The organism is Afipia birgiae 34632 (assembly GCF_000308295.2).
Lineage (GTDB): Bacteria > Pseudomonadota > Alphaproteobacteria > Rhizobiales > Xanthobacteraceae > Afipia > Afipia birgiae.
Genome location: NZ_HG326654.1, coordinates 594,598 through 610,363 on the forward strand (window position 1 = coordinate 594,598; position 15,766 = coordinate 610,363).

Here is a 15,766-nt window from a genome sequence, read left to right on the forward strand (position 1 = left end):
TTCGCCAGACCGACGCGACGACTAACCTTCAAACGGTTCATTGGCGACGATTTCGATTCCAAATCCCGAGAGGCCTTTGTAATCGTGCGCGGACGATGTGAGGTGACGGATCGACGTCACGCCGAGATCACGCAGAATTTGCGCGCCGACGCCGACTTCACGCCATTGCCGGTGGCGATCCGCTTCCGCCGAATGATCGTCAGCGATCGGGGCCACAGGCACGCCCGCTGCGCCGTCGCGCAGATACACCAGCACACCGCTGCCGTTCGTCTTAAAGTGCTCCAGCGCAGCAAGGATCCGGCCCGACCCGAAGAAGATGTCCTTGATGATATTCGGCTTGTGAAAACGCGCCAGCACGTTCTGGCCGTTACCGACCCCCTTGTAGACGAACGCGACGTGATAGACTGGATCGAACGGCGAGCGATAGGCATAGCCGTCCAGTTGCCCGATCGGGCTATCGACCGTGAAGGTCGATACCCGCTCGATCAGTTTCTCGCGCGCCTGCCGGTACGAAATCATGTCAGCGATGGTGACATGCTTGAGGTTGTGCTGTGCCGCGAACTTCACGACCTGTTCGCCCTTCATCACCGTGCCGTCGTCGTTCATGAGTTCGCTGATGACGCCGACCGGCGGCAGATCGCACAGCTTGCAGAGATCGACCGCGGCCTCGGTATGACCCGAACGCAGAAGAACACCACCATCTCGTGCGATCAGCGGAAAGATGTGACCGGGGCGCGCAAAATCGCTGGCGCCGGCGTTGGGATTGGCCAGCGCGCGGCAACAGACAGTGCGCTCCTCAGCCGAAATGCCGGTGGTCATTCCGGGCTTGTAGTCGATCGACACCGTGAAGGCGGTGGTGTGATTGGAGTCGTTATGGGCGACCATCGGGTCGAGCCGCAGACGCCGCGCGTTGTCCGCTGTGATCGGGGCGCAAACGATGCCTGAGGTGTGGCGGATGATGAACGCCATCTTCTCCGCTGTACACAAGGTCGCGGCGACGATCAGATCGCCCTCGCCTTCGCGGTCATCGTCGTCGGTGACCACGACGATTTCACCCGCTGCAAACGCCTTCAGAACTTCGGGGATAGGATGGGCCATAACGTGCTCGTGCTCTCAAAAAGGGTGCAGATCGTATGGCGCAGGGCGCGGGCGCGCGCAACTGTCCCGTCCACATGGCCGTCATCCGCGGACGTTTAACGCTGAGAATTGAAAGATATGCTCTTCCCAAATCGGAGCAAGGGTCCGGATTTGTACGCGAGACGCCGGATTTCGCAGTTTTAAACGACACAGCTTCCGCGTGGCGAAACGTGCCCCCCGGCCCGGATCATTGACGTCAAGGCAGGACTTCCCTGCGCTCGGCCAAAAGGCCGTCCATCTCGGCGCGCTTCTCCTCCAGCAGACCCTGGTCCGCAGCATCGATCACCTTGTAAAGTTCCTCGGCGTCCGTGATGCGGGTCACCGTCACATAATCCGCGCCGGCAGCGTAAATATCCCTCACATCGGCCAGCAGGTCTGCCGTCGAAATAATCTTCGCATCCGGGTTCATCGAACGGACGTGGCGGACCAATTTTTCGTTGTTGGCGCCTTTCAGCAGCGAATCCGGCACGCTGAGAATGATGATCTCCGCGTTGCCGACGCCGGCATGCAGCAGAGTGTCTATATTGCTGATGTCACCATAGATGACGTGAATACCACGCGCGGTCAGCGTGCGGAATACGTTCGGATTGAAGTCGACCACGCTGATCTGATCGAGCAGAGACTTGTTCTGCCGTTCTATCTCGCTCACCAGCGCGCTCGCTGCGCGGAAGAAACCAAGAATGACGATCCTCCGGGCGGCGCCATGCCCCCCCTCATGGTCATCGGCAGTTTGCGTCTGGTCAAGATCGCGAAACCCAGTCCGCTTCATCGCACCGATGGCCCACCGGGTAATCGGGTCGCTGCGCATGATCACAAAGGTCGACAGAACCGCGAGGATCACGAAAGCAAATGACGCCGCGTTGGATGTCTCCTGCGTGATGTGCCCAGCGACGATGCCGGTCTGAATCACGACCAGCGAGAATTCGCTGATCTGCGAAAGGTTGAGCGCGGGCAACAGGCTGGCGCGAAGCCCCTGCTTCATAAGGTAGAGCGGCAGGAACGTCGTGACCATCCGGCTGACCACCGTAAATGCCGCGATCACGAGCGCCAGTCCGATCGTCGACGAATTCGGTATCGGGATCGTCATGCCGAGCGCCACGAAAAACAGCGTGATGAAAAAATCTCGCAGCGTGGTGACCTTCGCCGTTACGTCCAGCGCGTAAGGGAATGTCGAGAGCGATACACCGGCCACCAGCGATCCCATCTCCCGCGACAGATGAAGACGTTCGGCGATTTCGCCGATCAGGAAGCACCATGCCAGCGCCCCGAGCATGACGAGTTCAGGACTGCGTGCGATCTGGTGAAATATCCTAGGCAATACAAAGCGGCTGAGAATCATCGCCGTCGCAACCAGCGCGGCGACCCGGCCGATCGACATCAGGACGATACTGATCTGCAGATTGCCGAGACTCGGCTGGACCGCAAGAAACAGGATCGCGAAGATGTCCTGAAGCACCAATACGCCCAGCGTGATGCGCCCCGGCAGCGTGTCGAGTTCACGCTTTTCGTAGAGAACCTTGACGATGATAACCGTGCTTGAGAGAGCACAGGCAACCGTCAGATAAAGTGCGTCGAACTTGCCGGCCCCCAGCGACAGGCCGATGGCAATAAAGAATGCGAGACCAAGCAGGCAGGCGCCAATCAATTGCCCGCCGGCGGCAAACAGGATCACACGGCCGGCCCTGATGATCTTTTTCAGGTCGATTTCCAGCCCGATCATGAACAGCATGAAAATCAGGCCAAGCTCGGAAATCGTGCTGATCGATTCCTGCGACTTGACCCATCCCATGCCGAACGGGCCGATGACGAAGCCACCGACCAGATAGGCGAGGATCAGAGGTTGCCGGAAAAAATGCGCGGCCAGGCCAAGCACCCAGGCAAACAGGATCGAAAAGGTAATATCGCGAATAAGTTCGTGCATGCCCTCGGCCGGCCCGGCAACGTCAAAAATGCCTGAATCAAGTCCTTATATAAGGACCAAAGACCGCCGCGAAAGCAATATCTATGGCGCAATTTGCGCCGCCGGATGACGGCGGTTTGCGGCGGCTTTCGCCTCAAGCCCTGAATTTGAACATGGATGACGGCTGAGAGTGCAGAGGTGCCGCATCATTGTGCGACAAGTCAGCGCGGAATGCTACCCGATGGTGACCATGAAGTGACAATCGCTAAAAACACGCCGACCCGTATCGCTCCTTGGCTTGAATAACGAGTCCTCCTGTATACGTTCCCGCCGGGGACTTCGAGCATCAGGTTGGTCATGAATTCGAAATTGAATCTCTTTTTCGCGCTGTTTCTTTTGGTCGGCGGCTGGAGCAGCGCTGCAGCGGCAGACGAAGGGTCCCCTCTTGGCCTTTGGGCTACGGAGAAAGGCGACGCCCGAATTCAGGTTACCCAATGCGGACGAGCGCTCTGCGGCAAGGTTGCCTGGCTACGCGAAGCGATCGACCCCGCAACCGGCAAGCCGCAGACCGATGACAAGAACCCGGATCCTGCACTGGCGTCACGCCCCATGATTGGTGTTCAGCTTTTCCTTGGCATAGTTCCAAGCGGCCCCGGCACCTGGACCGGCCACATCTATAATGGCGATGACGGCAAGGTTTATGATGGCAAGGTTTTGCTGACAGGACCAAGGACACTGCGCGTCGAAGGATGCGTCGGCGCGATTTGCGGCGGTGAAAACTGGACCCGGCTTGGCGGCCGCTGAGGCCATCGTCGCTTACACGAACGGCTGTGGTCGAGGCGCAGTAAAACGGCTAAATATCTATATTGCATGGAAATATGGTCGGATTTGCGGCCTTCGATTCTCCGCTATGGCGTCAATCGCTGTTCAGCGCAGCCGAGTTCGTTGAAGCGAGAAAACGCTGCAACGATTGCCGCTGCTGTTCCAGGGAGCTCTGCCTGTCCCTTAGTTCTGCAGGTGCGGTCCAGCCCGGCTCGATCCCGGTCATGTCCGGCAATTCATGTGCAATGCCCTTGTGGCAATCAATGCAGGTTCGCTCTCCCGAGACCAAAAAACGGGTATGGATCTCCGCTGCCCGTCGCGTCTGCTTGGTGAAATCCATGGCGATCGCCGAATGGCAATTCCGGCATTCAAGCGAATCGTTGGCCTTAAGCCGCGCCCATTCGTGCTTTGCGAGCTCGAGGCGCATGTCGAGAAACTTCTGCCGGGTCGAGATCGTGCCGAAAATTTTGCCCCAGACCTCCTTTGAAGCCTGCATCTTGCGTGCGATTTTATCGGTCCAATCGTGGGGCACGTGACAATCGGGGCATGTCGCGCGCACTCCGGATCTGTTCGCGAAATGGATGGTCCGCTGAAGTTCCTGATACACGTTGTCGTGCATTTCGTGACAGGACGTGCAGAACTTTTCCGTATTGGTGATTTCAAGCGCCGTGTTGAACGCGCCCCAGAACATCACCCCGCACAGGAAGCCGCCAAGCGTCAGGAAGCCCAGGCTGAAATAGGTGCTCGGCCGGCTCGCGATCCCCCAGAACCACCGCAGCAGAGCTTTCAATCTCGCCATCTCGCTCTCACTGCTTTGGTTCGTGGACCAGAAGCATGTCCTGGAACGTATTCGGCACCAGCGGGGCGGCATCGGTTTGCTGGACGTGGCAGGCGGTGCAGAAATATCGCCGCGGGGTCACATCGGCGAGGACCTGACCATCGCGATCCATGAAATGGGTCACGCTGATCATCGGCGCACCGGATCCTTCGGTGTACTGGCGCCGATGGCAATCGAGGCAACGGTTGGTCCTCAGCGTGAGCTGATAGTTGTCAATCGAGTGCGGGATCACCGGCGGTTGCTCGGGATAATTGCGCATCACACGCCTGTCGTCGGTGATCGGACGCGCAAACGGCGGGATCGGAGACTCACTCATCGGAGCCCCGTTACCGGTGACCCGCGGGACGACCTTCGGCGCGGTCTGCGCGTAGATTGCGCCCGTCAGCAAAACGATGGACGCGCTCAGGACTGCCCCCAACAGGGAACGAACCATCACGCCTAGACCGGGGTAATCTTGACCGCGCATTTCTTGAAATCCGTCTGTTTTGAAATCGGATCCGTCGCGTCGAGTGTGGACTTGTTGATGAGCTGGCTTGCATCGAACCAGGGCACAAAAACAACGCCGCGCGGCATGCGATTGCGCCCGCGCGTATCGACGCGCGTTCTGATTTCGCCGCGACGGGATGCCAGCTTGACCTCAGCCCCCTGATTGATGCCGCGTTCCCGCGCATCCTCGGCATGCATAAAGCAGAGTGCGCCCGGAAACGCCTTGTACAATTCCGGCACGCGCATGGTCATAGAGCCTGAGTGCCAGTGCTCCAGTACGCGGCCAGTCACCAGCCAGATATCGAACTCCTTGTCCGGAGACTCTGCCGGCGGCTCGTAAGGCACCGCGATAATTTTCGCCCGGCCGTCAGGCTGCCCATAGAACTCGATGCCCTTTCCGGGCTTTACATAAGGATCGAGGCCTTCGCGGTAGCGCCAGCGAGTTTCCTTGCCGTCGACCACAGGCCACCGCAAACCACGCACCTCGTGATACGTGTCAAACGGCGCGAGGTCATGGCCGTGCCCCCGCCCGAATGATGCATATTCCTCGAACATGCCCTTCTGGACGTAGAATCCGAATGCCTTCGACTCATGGTTCTCATACTCGGCCGGAATTTCAGTCACGGCAAAACGATCGACATTGCCGTTGCGGAACAGCACCTCGAACAGCGTCTTGCCTCGATAGTTCGGATTAGCCTGCAGGATATCCTGCGGCCAAACTTCGTCGGTCACAAACCGCTTAGAGAACTCCATCATTTGCCAAAGGTCCGAGCGCGCTTCACCGGGAGCCTTCACCAACTGGCGCCAGAAATGCGTTCGGCGCTCGGCATTGCCGTAGGCGCCTTCCTTCTCCACCCACATCGCAGCCGGCAAAATGAGGTCAGCCGCCATTGCGGTGACGGTAGGATAGGCATCAGACACCACGATGAAGTTATCGGGATTGCGATAGCCGGGATAAGTCTCCTGCGAGCTGTTCGGCGCAGCCTGCAGGTTGTTGTTGACCTGGATCCAGTAGAAATTGAGTTTGCCGTCGCGCAACATCCGATCCTGCTCGACCGCATGATACCCCGGCTTTTCGGGGACCAGACCATGCGGCACGCGCCATAGTTCCTCGGCGCGCTTGCGGTGTTCGGGGTTGGTCACCGTCATGTCCGCCGGCAGACGGTGCGCGAAGGTACCGACCTCCCGCGCGGTGCCACACGCTGACGGCTGCCCGGTCAGCGAGAACGGCGAATTGCCGGGCTCGGAGATTTTTCCAGTCAGCAGATGGATGTTGTAGACGAGTTGGTTGGCCCATACGCCGCGCACATGCTGGTTGAAGCCCATCGTCCACAGCGACATGACCTTGCGCGATGGGTCGGCATACAACTCGGCCAGTTCCTGAAGGAAGCCACGCTCCACGCCGGTGAGCGCCGAAACTCTCTCCAGCGTGTAGTCTTTCACGAATTTCGCATAGGCGTCGAAATCGATCGGCTCTGTCGCGCCGGGATTAGCCGCCCCCTTGGCTTTTTGCTCGGCCGGATTGTCCGGCCGTAGCCCGTAGCCGATATCGGTCGCGCCCTTCACGAATGACGTGTGATTGTTCACGAAATCCTTGTTGACCCGGCCGGTGGTGATGATGTGGTTGGCGATGTAGTTGAGGATGGCCAGATCGGTGCCCGGCTTGAAGACGATCGGAATGTCGGCGAGGTCGGAACTGCGATGGGTGAAGGTGGAGAGCACCGCGACCTTGACGTGTGGGTGGCTCAGGCGGCGATCAGTCAGGCGTGTCCAGAGGATCGGATGCATCTCGGCCATGTTCGATCCCCACAGCACGAACGCATCTGCGGCCTCGAAATCGTCGTAGCATCCCATCGGCTCGTCCGCTCCGAACGTGCGCATAAACGCATAAGCCGCCGAAGCCATGCAGTGGCGCGCGTTGGGATCGAGATTGTTGGAGCGGAAGCCCGCGCGCATCAGCTTGGTTGCCGCATACCCTTCCCAAACAGTCCACTGACCTGAACCGAACATACCAACCGCGGTCGGACCTTTCGCCTTGAGGACAGCCTTCATGCGGCTTGCCATCACATCGAAGGCCTCATCCCAGCCCACTGGCTCAAACTCACCATTCTTGTCGTAGATGCCGTTCTTCTTGCGCATCAGCGGCGTCGTCAGACGGTCGCCGCCATACATGATCTTCGACAGAAAATAGCCTTTAATACAATTCAGGCCGCGGTTTACTTCCGCCAGGGTATCGCCATGTGTCGCAACAACCTTGCCGCCTTTCACCCCGACCATGACACCGCATCCGGTGCCACAAAAACGGCACGGCGCCTTGGACCATTTGATCTCAAGCGATCCGATACCTTGCGCGATCGGTTGCGCTGCGGCGGGGACGGTGATGTTGGCCGCAGCGGCGGCAATCGCAGCGGCTTGGGCCTTGAGCATCTCGCGTCGAGAGAGAGTCATCGTTCCTCACCATGCCCGGCAGAATCCTCGATCTGCTCGAAAACCATGTTGGCGGACAGCACGCCTTCCCATCCTGATATCTCGGCGAGCCGCGCGCCAAGCGCACCACTATCCGGCCCCTCAAGGACGATGACGATCTTCGACGCATTGCGGTGATGGACTTCGACTTCGGGCAACTCCGATAACAGCTGCACGACATTTTCAAGATGCTTCGGCAGGACGGAAACCACTGCGCTCGAGATGTGAATGACGGGAGCCTGAAGATGCCCTGACAGAAGCGTTCGTCGCGAAAGCCTAGGCTCTTTCATGGCTGCTCCTCAGTTTGGCGGACCCGGTGGTCCCAATACCAACTGTAACATCCAGACCAGGAAGCCATAGCCGCCGACCACGCCGACGGCGACAACGGGCCATATCAAGGCTGCGATGATGAAGAACACGATGAATTCGTCGCGCCGGGTGCGCGGGAGCGCGGAATGATCTCTGACCTCAGTTTCGCTCGAAACCCTGTCCATCATCGCGCCTTTGGCATATCCAAAGTTAGTCGAAGACTATCCGAGGCATATGAAGCCAGCAAGACCAAAGGTCAGCTTTAAAGGTCACGGATTTTGACCAACTGACGTCAGGTAAAAGTTGAACCAATAATTCCAGCTCGGCGCATTGCAGCAGAGCTTCAAGGCCATACGGCGAAAGATCGAGCCTGTCCGTCCGATCGTGCGGTGGCATCGAGACGTTGTTTGTTTGGCGACCGACCTGTCTCCCGCTTGTAGAAGCGGCTGAAGTAAGCCGGATCGTGGAAACCGAGCGTCTCCGCGACCTCGGCGATCTTCAAACCGGAATCGTCGAGCAGCGTGTCGGCTTCCGCGATGAGGCGCTCGTGGATGATAGATAGCGGCGACCGCCCCGTCGCCCTGCGGACGGTGGCGTTCAATCGGTCTGCCGTGACGCCAGCCTCTGCGGCATATCGCGCGATGGTCCAGTGATCGCGCAGGTGCACTTCGACCGCATGCAGAAATTTGTGCACGAAGGTGCGGGAAGCGGCTGCGTTTCGCGAACCAGAGCCAAACTCAAGCCGAAGTTCGCGATGGTCACGGGGACCGCAAATACGAGGGCACCGCAAATACGATGGAGGGGTTCGGAATCGTCATCCGCGCCACACCGATAACCCCTTGGCTAGAACGATAGTTCAAATTCCTTCTTCAAAACGACTTTGCCATCGCGCTCAACAACATATGTCGCTTTGTAGACACCCTGATCCCAACCACCCACAGGACGCTTTCTGCCGGCAAACAGCATGACTTGCGCCTTGTTCTTATCGAGGGGAACAGCGCGGTTTTCCGCTAAGACGTTCCCGACGGGATTTGTCACCGCGAGCCGTTGTGTATCGCCTGCCTTAAGACCTATCGCCCGAATGAAGGCAACGATAGCCGGCGAGTCGATCGCAGGTAGCTTTTTCTCCGCGTTGCCGTCTTCGATAATATCCATCGTGACGGGACTGCTTGTGAAGCCAGCATTCAGGACCGCTCGCTCTTGATACGCCAATTGCTCGCGAAGCGAAGGGTCCCAGAGAGACTCGCCGCCATCACAAGTGCCCGATGGCCTGCCGTATGCGAAGGGATCGGCAATTCTGCCCTGATGCCTGACGGTGAAATGGAGATGGGGATACTCGGTGAGTCCCGAAAGGCCGACCTGCCCGAGAGGCTGCCCGGCTTTCACCAGATCGCCGGGCTTGACCTGCAGGCTGCCTTTGGCCATGTGGCAATATTGCGTTTCCCAATGGTCAGGATGCTCTATGATGACGCCATTGCCGCATTCAATGTCGCGGACCGCTTCAGGCGCCGATTTGAGAAAAGAGCCATCCGGGACACCGTCGCGGGTACGAACCACACGACCGCTCGCAGAAGCCAGGACATTGACACCAGCCCGCTGCGCGTCCAGCGAGCGCAAGCGAAAATCGGTGCCGTTGTGGCCGTCATAGGTCAGCGTTCCGCATTTGTAATCCTTTTCAGCCGACGAGGAATCGATATCGACGTAGTTCTGGATATTGCAGGTACGGCCCGGATCGCAGGCCAGGGGCATCTTCAATCGGACGTTCTCGGCAACAACGCTGGGGATAAGCGCAAGCATCGAGCCGGTAATGACGCAGACTTCGCGGAAGATCGACCATGTTGTACTCCTCTGCATGTAGGAACCGCCTGCCCATCAGTTTGATCACGTGCCTGCTATCGCTCCACAGCCGGCATCCCATATCTTCGATGCCAGTATGCTCTAATGAGTCCTCTCGCCCAGTCGGGGGGCCGATATGCCTCGACCCACGGCCTTTTCGCGCCTGCCCGCACCAAATGGCGACAATGTGAGATGATAGAGCAAGAAAAATTCGGACTGCCGGTTGATTCCCAACTTGAGCATAATCCGCTTGGTATAGGTTCTAACCGTTGCTTCGGTCAGTCCGAGGTCTGCACCGATGTGGCGCGGGCACTGCCCCTGCAGTATGCGGGCGATAATCCTCTCCTCGGCCCAGTTCAAGCTAAATGCCGACGCTATCCGTTTAGCACCCGACACTTCATCGAATTGCGGCACGATCACCAGAACTTTCCCCGCATCGTAGTGCGCGGGCACCGCGCCCATTCTGGCAAAGGCAAACTGCTGACGATCGGTGGAGAGTGGCACTGTCGTGTTCAGCCATCCTTGGCCCCCGTGAGACGCTAGCATCTCGCGCAACGCCTCCTTCAAGTCTTCCGTTACCGAAGTGCTCAACCCCGCAAGCATGCCGCGCTCCACTGTCAGGAGCTTGCGCTGAGCAAGGAGATTCCGTCCGCTACTGTTGACTTCGTGAACGCGTAAATCCTCGTCCACAACGATGGCAGGATAAATAAGCTCTTCCAACCATGTTTGGAGGTCGGAATGCCAGCGCGGCGGCTGCGCAAGGGCATTGGCGGTCTCCCACATCGTGCGCACGGCGCGTGCAAGGCAAGGAATCTCCGCTGGAAGAAGCGGTGCCCGCCGCCATCCAGCAACAAACACCACCGTTACCCCGTCCCCGGCAGCAAACCGTCCTATGACGGAGTGACTTCTCGCCCCTGGTTCCGATCCAATCAACTTCCGCACGAAAGCGGTGCGTGCACTGACAGGATCGAGAAAGGTATTATCGATATCGGATGCGTTGCGCGCAATTCGAGCAACCGTCGTTGCGCAGGACGGATCGATTGTCACGCGCCCAACTCTCGCCTCTTCTATCGTCGCGCCCGCACGCGACATGGTGGCCACATAACAACTTGGGCAATCCAACAATTCCGTGACAGCGCGCCCAAATTGCTCCATCACAACACGCCGCGCCGCTTTCTCCCGGCTGGGCCACGGCGGCAACTGTATCGAGAGATGTTCCACATTGTGGAGAGATTGCGCGCGTTCGACGCGGGCAAAACGGCTCCCTCGGGAGGGCAGTGCTTTGCTGTTCTCGTACACCTGCGTCTCCCTCGGCACTGATCGCGGCCAGCTTCATGCTGGCCGTTAACTCTCCCTGAACGCGCGATGTATCCGCAGTTTCATCGGCTGCAGCAAATACTCCGCAAAGGTTCTTTCTCCCGTCTCGACGAATACCTCGACGGGCATACCCGGCAACAACGATGACAGATAGGGAGCACTCTCTGTTTTGTGGTCCAGTTCAACTTCCGTCATGTAGGACGCGACGCCGCTCTTTGCATCGACCAAAGCATCGGCCGCAACTGCCACGACTTTTCCATCGAGTAATGGTCTGCGACGGGTATTGAGCGCGTGAACGCGCACTCGCGCGGATTGTCCCGGATAGACCTCTTCTCGGTCTGTCGGCTTCACTGTCGCTTCTATGACAAGCCGGTCTTCCATGGGAACGATTTCCAGAAGAGTTTCCCGGGGCGCAAGCACTGCACTCAGATCCCTGCTATTAAGGCCGACGATCTTTCCGCTCTCGGGCGCGCGCAGTTCAGACCGCGCAAGCTGGCTCCGCAACGCGGCAATTCGATGTCTGAGGTCGCCGATTTCCTCGCTCAGAGCATGCCGCTGTTTGGCGATGTCTTGGTTTTGATTGAAATTCAACTGAAGTCGCCGATCTTCAAGCTCTGCGATCTTTCCCCGGCTTTCAGCGATGGTAGCCGCGTTGCGCGTAATTTGCGCGCTGGCCTCCGCCTCTGCCCGTTTAAGCGCCAGCACACGGGGTTTGCGCGCAAGGCCCTTCTCCAGCAGGAAACTCGTATCCGCAATCTCCTCATTCAGGTATGCAAGTTGTTGTTCAACACCCTTGGTGTTGCCCTCCAGACCTCTGATGGTGTCTGTCAATTGTAGCATCTGCTGATCTATCAGTTTCCGCTCACCATCGAGAGCCGTTTGCCGGGCAAGGAATTCCGCTTCCTGACTCTCGATGGCTATGCGTGCTGCCGGACGTGTCGCATTCGTTTGAAGTTCGTCGGGGAAAGAAATTGACTTGGCTCGGATTTGTTCCGCAGCAAGACGCGCTTCCACTGCAAGATCAGAAAAAAGCTTCGTCTCAAGCGAGCCGAGGCTTGCCTCAATCTGTGCTGTATCGAGCCGCGCGATGAGTTGGCCCGTTTTGACGTGATCGTTCTCCCTGACGAGAATCGACTTGATGATTCCACCTTCAAGATGTTGCACGGCCTTGCGCTTCGAATGTACCTTTATGACACCGGGCGCAATAACAGCGCTGCGAAGCGGAACTGTGGTCGCCCATACACCGAAGCCGCAGAACTGCACGACGAGCAGCACACACCCCCAGGCGATGATTCGTCTCATATCGGATCGCGGTCGCTCTCCACCTACCAGCGATTGATGCGCCTCCGCACCAGGCGGCAATAATGCGACGGCCCGACTGTGATGAGCTTGCGTCATCGAATCGCCTCCCTCGTCGGCAGCTTTTGAAGTTCCATTTCGCGCGGGAGTGTACGCGGGGGCTGCATTGGCGTAGATCCGGGGACACTGATCGGCAGCACGCCGGACGGCGGACCGAACGCCAGTTGAATTCCATCCCTCAAAAGGAGTACTGCATCAGCAATAGTCAGGAGGCGGGGTCGATGTGTCACAATTACAAGTGTGGCGCCGCGCGCCTTGGCTTGCTGGACAGCGTAACACAGCGCCTCTTCCCCGTCGGGATCGAGATTGGCATTAGGCTCATCCAGCAAGATCAACCTGCGGTCGCCGAAGAACGCACGCGCCAGACCGATACGCTGGCGCTGTCCGCCGGAAAGCTTGTTGCCGTCGCGGCCTATTTCGGTCTGATAACCGTGCGGCAGTGACAAAATCATATCGTGCGCCTGCGCGAGCGTGGCAGCGGCAATGATATCCTCGTCGCGGGCGGCGTCATCAAAACCAGCGATCGCCTCTGCGACCGTTCCGCCGAGAAGCTGAACGTCTTGCGGAAGATAGCCGACGAACTGTCCAAGCTGGTCTGGATCCCAATTATCGAGAGTCGAACGGTCCAGTCGAATTGTGCCGCTGCTCGGCGACTCAAGCGCCGCGAGCATGCGTAGCAGGGTCGACTTCCCTGCTCCTGTCGGGCCTATCACAACAACGATCTCCGAGCGCCGACACCGAAACGTTATACCCGCGAGGATCGGGCGCTTCACCGTGGGTACCCGGTACGTCACTTGATGAATGTCGATTTCTCCCGAGGGTCGCGGAAGCAACGTCCTTCTCTTTCGTTCAAGAACCGGCGCTACCGTCGCGCGCACTTGCGCCCAGGCCTCGTGCGCGGATGTGAGTGCACGCCACGCCGAAATCAAGCTCTCCATGGGTTGCAGCGTGCGAGCAATGAGGATCGAACTCGCGATCAGGCTACCCGCCAACACTTCATTTTGAAGCACGAGCCATGCACCGACCCCAATGGCTCCGATCTGCAAAATTGTTCTTATCATGCGCGCCGCGGACGCGATTGCGGCGACGCGCTCGCTCGCCCGAACAACCGGCGAGAGAGCTTCGTCATTCAGACGCATGAACTCCCGGACCGCCCCTCGGGTCCAACCCATCGCCCGCACGAGGCTGGCATGCCGGACGATGCCATCCAGCACGGCCTGTGTTCGCAACGCAGACTGCGACGCTTGCGCAAGTTCCGTACGTGCGACCCAGCGGCCGACGATGCCCATGACCAGCAGAATTCCAGTTCCGATCAGGGCGATGACGCCGTACCAAAGGTGGAGAAAAAAGAGAATTAGAATGAACAGCGGGAGGAATGGGGCATCGATCAGCGTCGCAACCGTTCCACTCGACAGAAAAGTTCTTAACTCGCGGACCCTGACGAGATCGTGCGTCCTACCGTCGCCGCGTCTGGCAGGGTCCACAATCGTGCTTTCGAGCACGATGGGTGCGATGCTGCGCTCAAATCCGACTGCGAAGCGGCTTAGAAGCCTGCCTCGGAGCGTATCGAACATCGCGCTGAAAACGAGAGCACATACGGCAATAACCGTAAGGCCAACCAGAGTTTCAATGCTGCCGCTACCAATGACCCGATCGAATACCTCGATGGAGTAGAACGGGATAACGAGCAGCAGCAAATTGATCGACACACTGAAGGTTACGATCCACACAAATGCAAACCGTCCCGGAATCAATCCAAGCAGCGATCTCTTACTGGACGCTGGGATACTCGAATACATGACTGGTCGATACGATCACTGACAGAGTAGTGCGAAAAACCAATGGAGCGACCTGACGGCCGCCCCATTGAACAATAGTTATTATGTAATCACGACTGCATCGTATCCAGCTGCATCGTTGATGTCCTGTATCGAGGCGAATGGCGTTCCGCCACCCGTCACACCGTCGAGCTGGATGGTACCGAATCCGAAATCGAGCACTGTGTTGGTACCGTCGTCATCGACTACGATAGTGGTCGGATCAAATGCCGGATCTGCATCGACGTTCACCACATCGCCGTCAGCAAAGCTCAGATCAGTGACTTCGTCGTCACCGAAGTTCGTGGTAGTACCGTCACCGAAATTGTGGGTATCGGTTCCGGCCCCGCCAGTTTGCACGTCGCTACCAACGCCGCCGTTGAGAGTGTCGCTGCCGTTGCCGCCGTTCAGTTCGTCATCACCGGCTTCGCCATTCAAGGTATCGTTGCCGGCACCTCCAGCGAGCGAATCGGCGCCGTCACCACCGTTCAGCGTATCTACGCCGTTGCCACCAGCGAGGGTGTCGTCTCCAGCATCGCCGTTTACGGTGTCATTGCCGTCGCCGCCACTGAGGTCGTCGTCACCGTCGCCACCGGACATCGTGTCTGCGCCGGCTCCGCCGGTCAGGGTATCGTCGCCGCCGTCGCCGAACATGACGTCGTCACCCGCGCCGCCATCCATGACGTCAGCTCCGGCATCGCCGTGCATCGTATCTACACCGTCGCCACCACTCATCGTATCGTTGGCGGCGCCGCCATTCATGATGTCGTCGCCAGCACCACCATCGAGCGTGTCGTTGCCCTGACCGCCGTTCAAGGTGTCATTGCCTGCATCACCGTTCAGCGTATCCTCGCCGAGGCCGCCGCTCAGCGTATCGTCGCCATCGCCACCATTCAGGATGTCGTTTCCAGCGTCGCCGCTCAGAGTGTCGTTTCCGGCGTCGCCCCAGAGAGTATCGTTTCCGGCGCCGCCGTGGATCGCATCAACACCGTCGCCGCCATGAATGCTGTCATCGCCGGCGTCACCAAATAACTGGTCGTCACCAGTACCGCCATCGATCGTGTCATTACCGGCGTTGCCATGCACCGTGTCATTTCCCGCATCGCCGGACAGGTTATCATTGCCCGCGCCGCCGTTGACGATATCGTCTCCGTCTCCGCCCAGAATCGAGTCGATGCCGGCATTTCCGTTCAATGTATCGTTGCCGGTGCCGCCGTCGATATTATCGTCGCCCGCACCGCCGTTGACGAGATCGTTGCCTGCCAAGCCAGTTATCGTGTCATTTCCCGCCAGACCGTTGATCTCATCGTCCAATGCTGTGCCAGGTAACACGTCGTCGCCCGGCGTTCCGTTGATAAGTGCCATGATATCCGCTCCCTGTGCATGGACGTTCACAAAGCGGGGCCGCTCCCGGCCCGTTATGGACGCCGTGGATTTGGCTCGACTCCATCACCACTGATAGAGTTCGATGGAGCAAAC

The 15,766-nt window shown here is 58.6% G+C and carries 14 protein-coding genes; 1 reads left to right on the plus strand and 13 read right to left on the minus strand.

From position 1 onward, the window contains the following. Positions 1-21 precede the first annotated feature (21 nt). Entirely contained in the window at positions 22-1,098 is a 1,077-nt protein-coding gene (ribB, locus tag BN32_RS21505) for a 3,4-dihydroxy-2-butanone-4-phosphate synthase (RefSeq protein WP_019195947.1), read from the minus strand. Positions 1,099-1,333: 235 nt separating this feature from the next. Continuing rightward, complete coding sequence (locus BN32_RS21510; protein WP_019195946.1) at positions 1,334-3,058, minus strand: cation:proton antiporter; 1,725 nt, start codon at positions 3,056-3,058, stop codon at positions 1,334-1,336. A gap of 336 nt (positions 3,059-3,394) precedes the next feature. Here BN32_RS21510 and BN32_RS21515 point away from each other — a divergent pair, with 336 nt between their 5' ends. Continuing rightward, complete coding sequence (locus BN32_RS21515) at positions 3,395-3,841, plus strand: DUF2147 domain-containing protein (protein WP_019195945.1); 447 nt, start codon at positions 3,395-3,397, stop codon at positions 3,839-3,841. Positions 3,842-3,953: 112 nt separating this feature from the next. On the opposite strand, the gene BN32_RS21520 is transcribed toward BN32_RS21515, so the two are convergent. From BN32_RS21520 to BN32_RS21570, 11 genes are all read right to left on the minus strand, one after another. Next, on the minus strand, positions 3,954-4,658 hold the full coding sequence (locus BN32_RS21520; protein ID WP_019195944.1) for a cytochrome c3 family protein: 705 nt from the start codon (positions 4,656-4,658) through the stop codon (positions 3,954-3,956). 7 nt (positions 4,659-4,665) lie between these two features. Continuing rightward, positions 4,666-5,163 (minus strand): nitrate reductase cytochrome c-type subunit, encoded by a 498-nt coding sequence (locus BN32_RS21525; RefSeq protein WP_040427176.1) that lies wholly within the window; start codon positions 5,161-5,163, stop codon positions 4,666-4,668. Then, positions 5,136-7,631: a periplasmic nitrate reductase subunit alpha gene (gene napA, locus BN32_RS21530; protein ID WP_040427178.1), complete on the minus strand. Its 2,496-nt coding sequence runs from the start codon at positions 7,629-7,631 to the stop codon at positions 5,136-5,138. The genes BN32_RS21525 and napA overlap by 28 nt, the downstream gene beginning before the upstream one ends. Further along, a complete protein-coding gene (locus BN32_RS21535; RefSeq protein WP_051488559.1) occupies positions 7,628-7,939 on the minus strand; it encodes a chaperone NapD in 312 nt (103 codons plus the stop codon). The genes napA and BN32_RS21535 overlap by 4 nt, the downstream gene beginning before the upstream one ends. Before the next feature lie 9 nt (positions 7,940-7,948). After that, positions 7,949-8,143: a nitrate reductase gene (locus tag BN32_RS21540; RefSeq protein ID WP_152343806.1), complete on the minus strand. Its 195-nt coding sequence runs from the start codon at positions 8,141-8,143 to the stop codon at positions 7,949-7,951. Between the two features lie 158 nt (positions 8,144-8,301). After that, positions 8,302-8,652, minus strand: a complete 351-nt coding sequence (locus BN32_RS21545) for a helix-turn-helix domain-containing protein (protein ID WP_019195939.1) — start codon at positions 8,650-8,652, stop codon at positions 8,302-8,304. 149 nt (positions 8,653-8,801) lie between these two features. After that, complete coding sequence (locus BN32_RS21550; RefSeq protein ID WP_244438260.1) at positions 8,802-9,707, minus strand: M23 family metallopeptidase; 906 nt, start codon at positions 9,705-9,707, stop codon at positions 8,802-8,804. A gap of 189 nt (positions 9,708-9,896) precedes the next feature. Continuing rightward, positions 9,897-11,093 carry a helix-turn-helix transcriptional regulator gene (locus BN32_RS21555; RefSeq protein WP_152343805.1) on the minus strand — a complete coding sequence of 399 codons (1,197 nt, stop codon included), beginning with the start codon at positions 11,091-11,093 and terminating at the stop codon, positions 9,897-9,899. Positions 11,094-11,138: 45 nt separating this feature from the next. Further along, on the minus strand, positions 11,139-12,509 hold the full coding sequence (locus BN32_RS21560; RefSeq protein WP_040427180.1) for an HlyD family type I secretion periplasmic adaptor subunit: 1,371 nt from the start codon (positions 12,507-12,509) through the stop codon (positions 11,139-11,141). Further along, positions 12,506-14,269 (minus strand): type I secretion system permease/ATPase, encoded by a 1,764-nt coding sequence (locus BN32_RS21565; RefSeq protein WP_040427182.1) that lies wholly within the window; start codon positions 14,267-14,269, stop codon positions 12,506-12,508. The genes BN32_RS21560 and BN32_RS21565 overlap by 4 nt, the downstream gene beginning before the upstream one ends. An 81-nt stretch (positions 14,270-14,350) precedes the next feature. Continuing rightward, complete coding sequence (locus BN32_RS21570) at positions 14,351-15,652, minus strand: calcium-binding protein (protein WP_019195934.1); 1,302 nt, start codon at positions 15,650-15,652, stop codon at positions 14,351-14,353. Positions 15,653-15,766 lie beyond the last annotated feature (114 nt).

Coding starts and splice junctions, on each gene's coding strand:
- BN32_RS21515 (WP_019195945.1), top strand. CDS start 3,395: ATGAATTCGAAATTGAATCTCTTTTTCGCGCTGTTTCTTTTGGTCGGC.
- BN32_RS21570 (WP_019195934.1), bottom strand. CDS start 15,652: ATGGCACTTATCAACGGAACGCCGGGCGACGACGTGTTACCTGGCACA.
- BN32_RS21560 (WP_040427180.1), bottom strand. CDS start 12,509: ATGACGCAAGCTCATCACAGTCGGGCCGTCGCATTATTGCCGCCTGGT.
- BN32_RS21550 (WP_244438260.1), bottom strand. CDS start 9,707: ATGCCCCTGGCCTGCGATCCGGGCCGTACCTGCAATATCCAGAACTAC.
- napA (WP_040427178.1), bottom strand. CDS start 7,631: ATGACTCTCTCTCGACGCGAGATGCTCAAGGCCCAAGCCGCTGCGATT.
- BN32_RS21535 (WP_051488559.1), bottom strand. CDS start 7,939: ATGAAAGAGCCTAGGCTTTCGCGACGAACGCTTCTGTCAGGGCATCTT.
- BN32_RS21525 (WP_040427176.1), bottom strand. CDS start 5,163: ATGCGCGGTCAAGATTACCCCGGTCTAGGCGTGATGGTTCGTTCCCTG.
- BN32_RS21540 (WP_152343806.1), bottom strand. CDS start 8,143: ATGGACAGGGTTTCGAGCGAAACTGAGGTCAGAGATCATTCCGCGCTC.
- ribB (WP_019195947.1), bottom strand. CDS start 1,098: ATGGCCCATCCTATCCCCGAAGTTCTGAAGGCGTTTGCAGCGGGTGAA.
- BN32_RS21565 (WP_040427182.1), bottom strand. CDS start 14,269: ATGTATTCGAGTATCCCAGCGTCCAGTAAGAGATCGCTGCTTGGATTG.
- BN32_RS21520 (WP_019195944.1), bottom strand. CDS start 4,658: ATGGCGAGATTGAAAGCTCTGCTGCGGTGGTTCTGGGGGATCGCGAGC.
- BN32_RS21510 (WP_019195946.1), bottom strand. CDS start 3,058: ATGCACGAACTTATTCGCGATATTACCTTTTCGATCCTGTTTGCCTGG.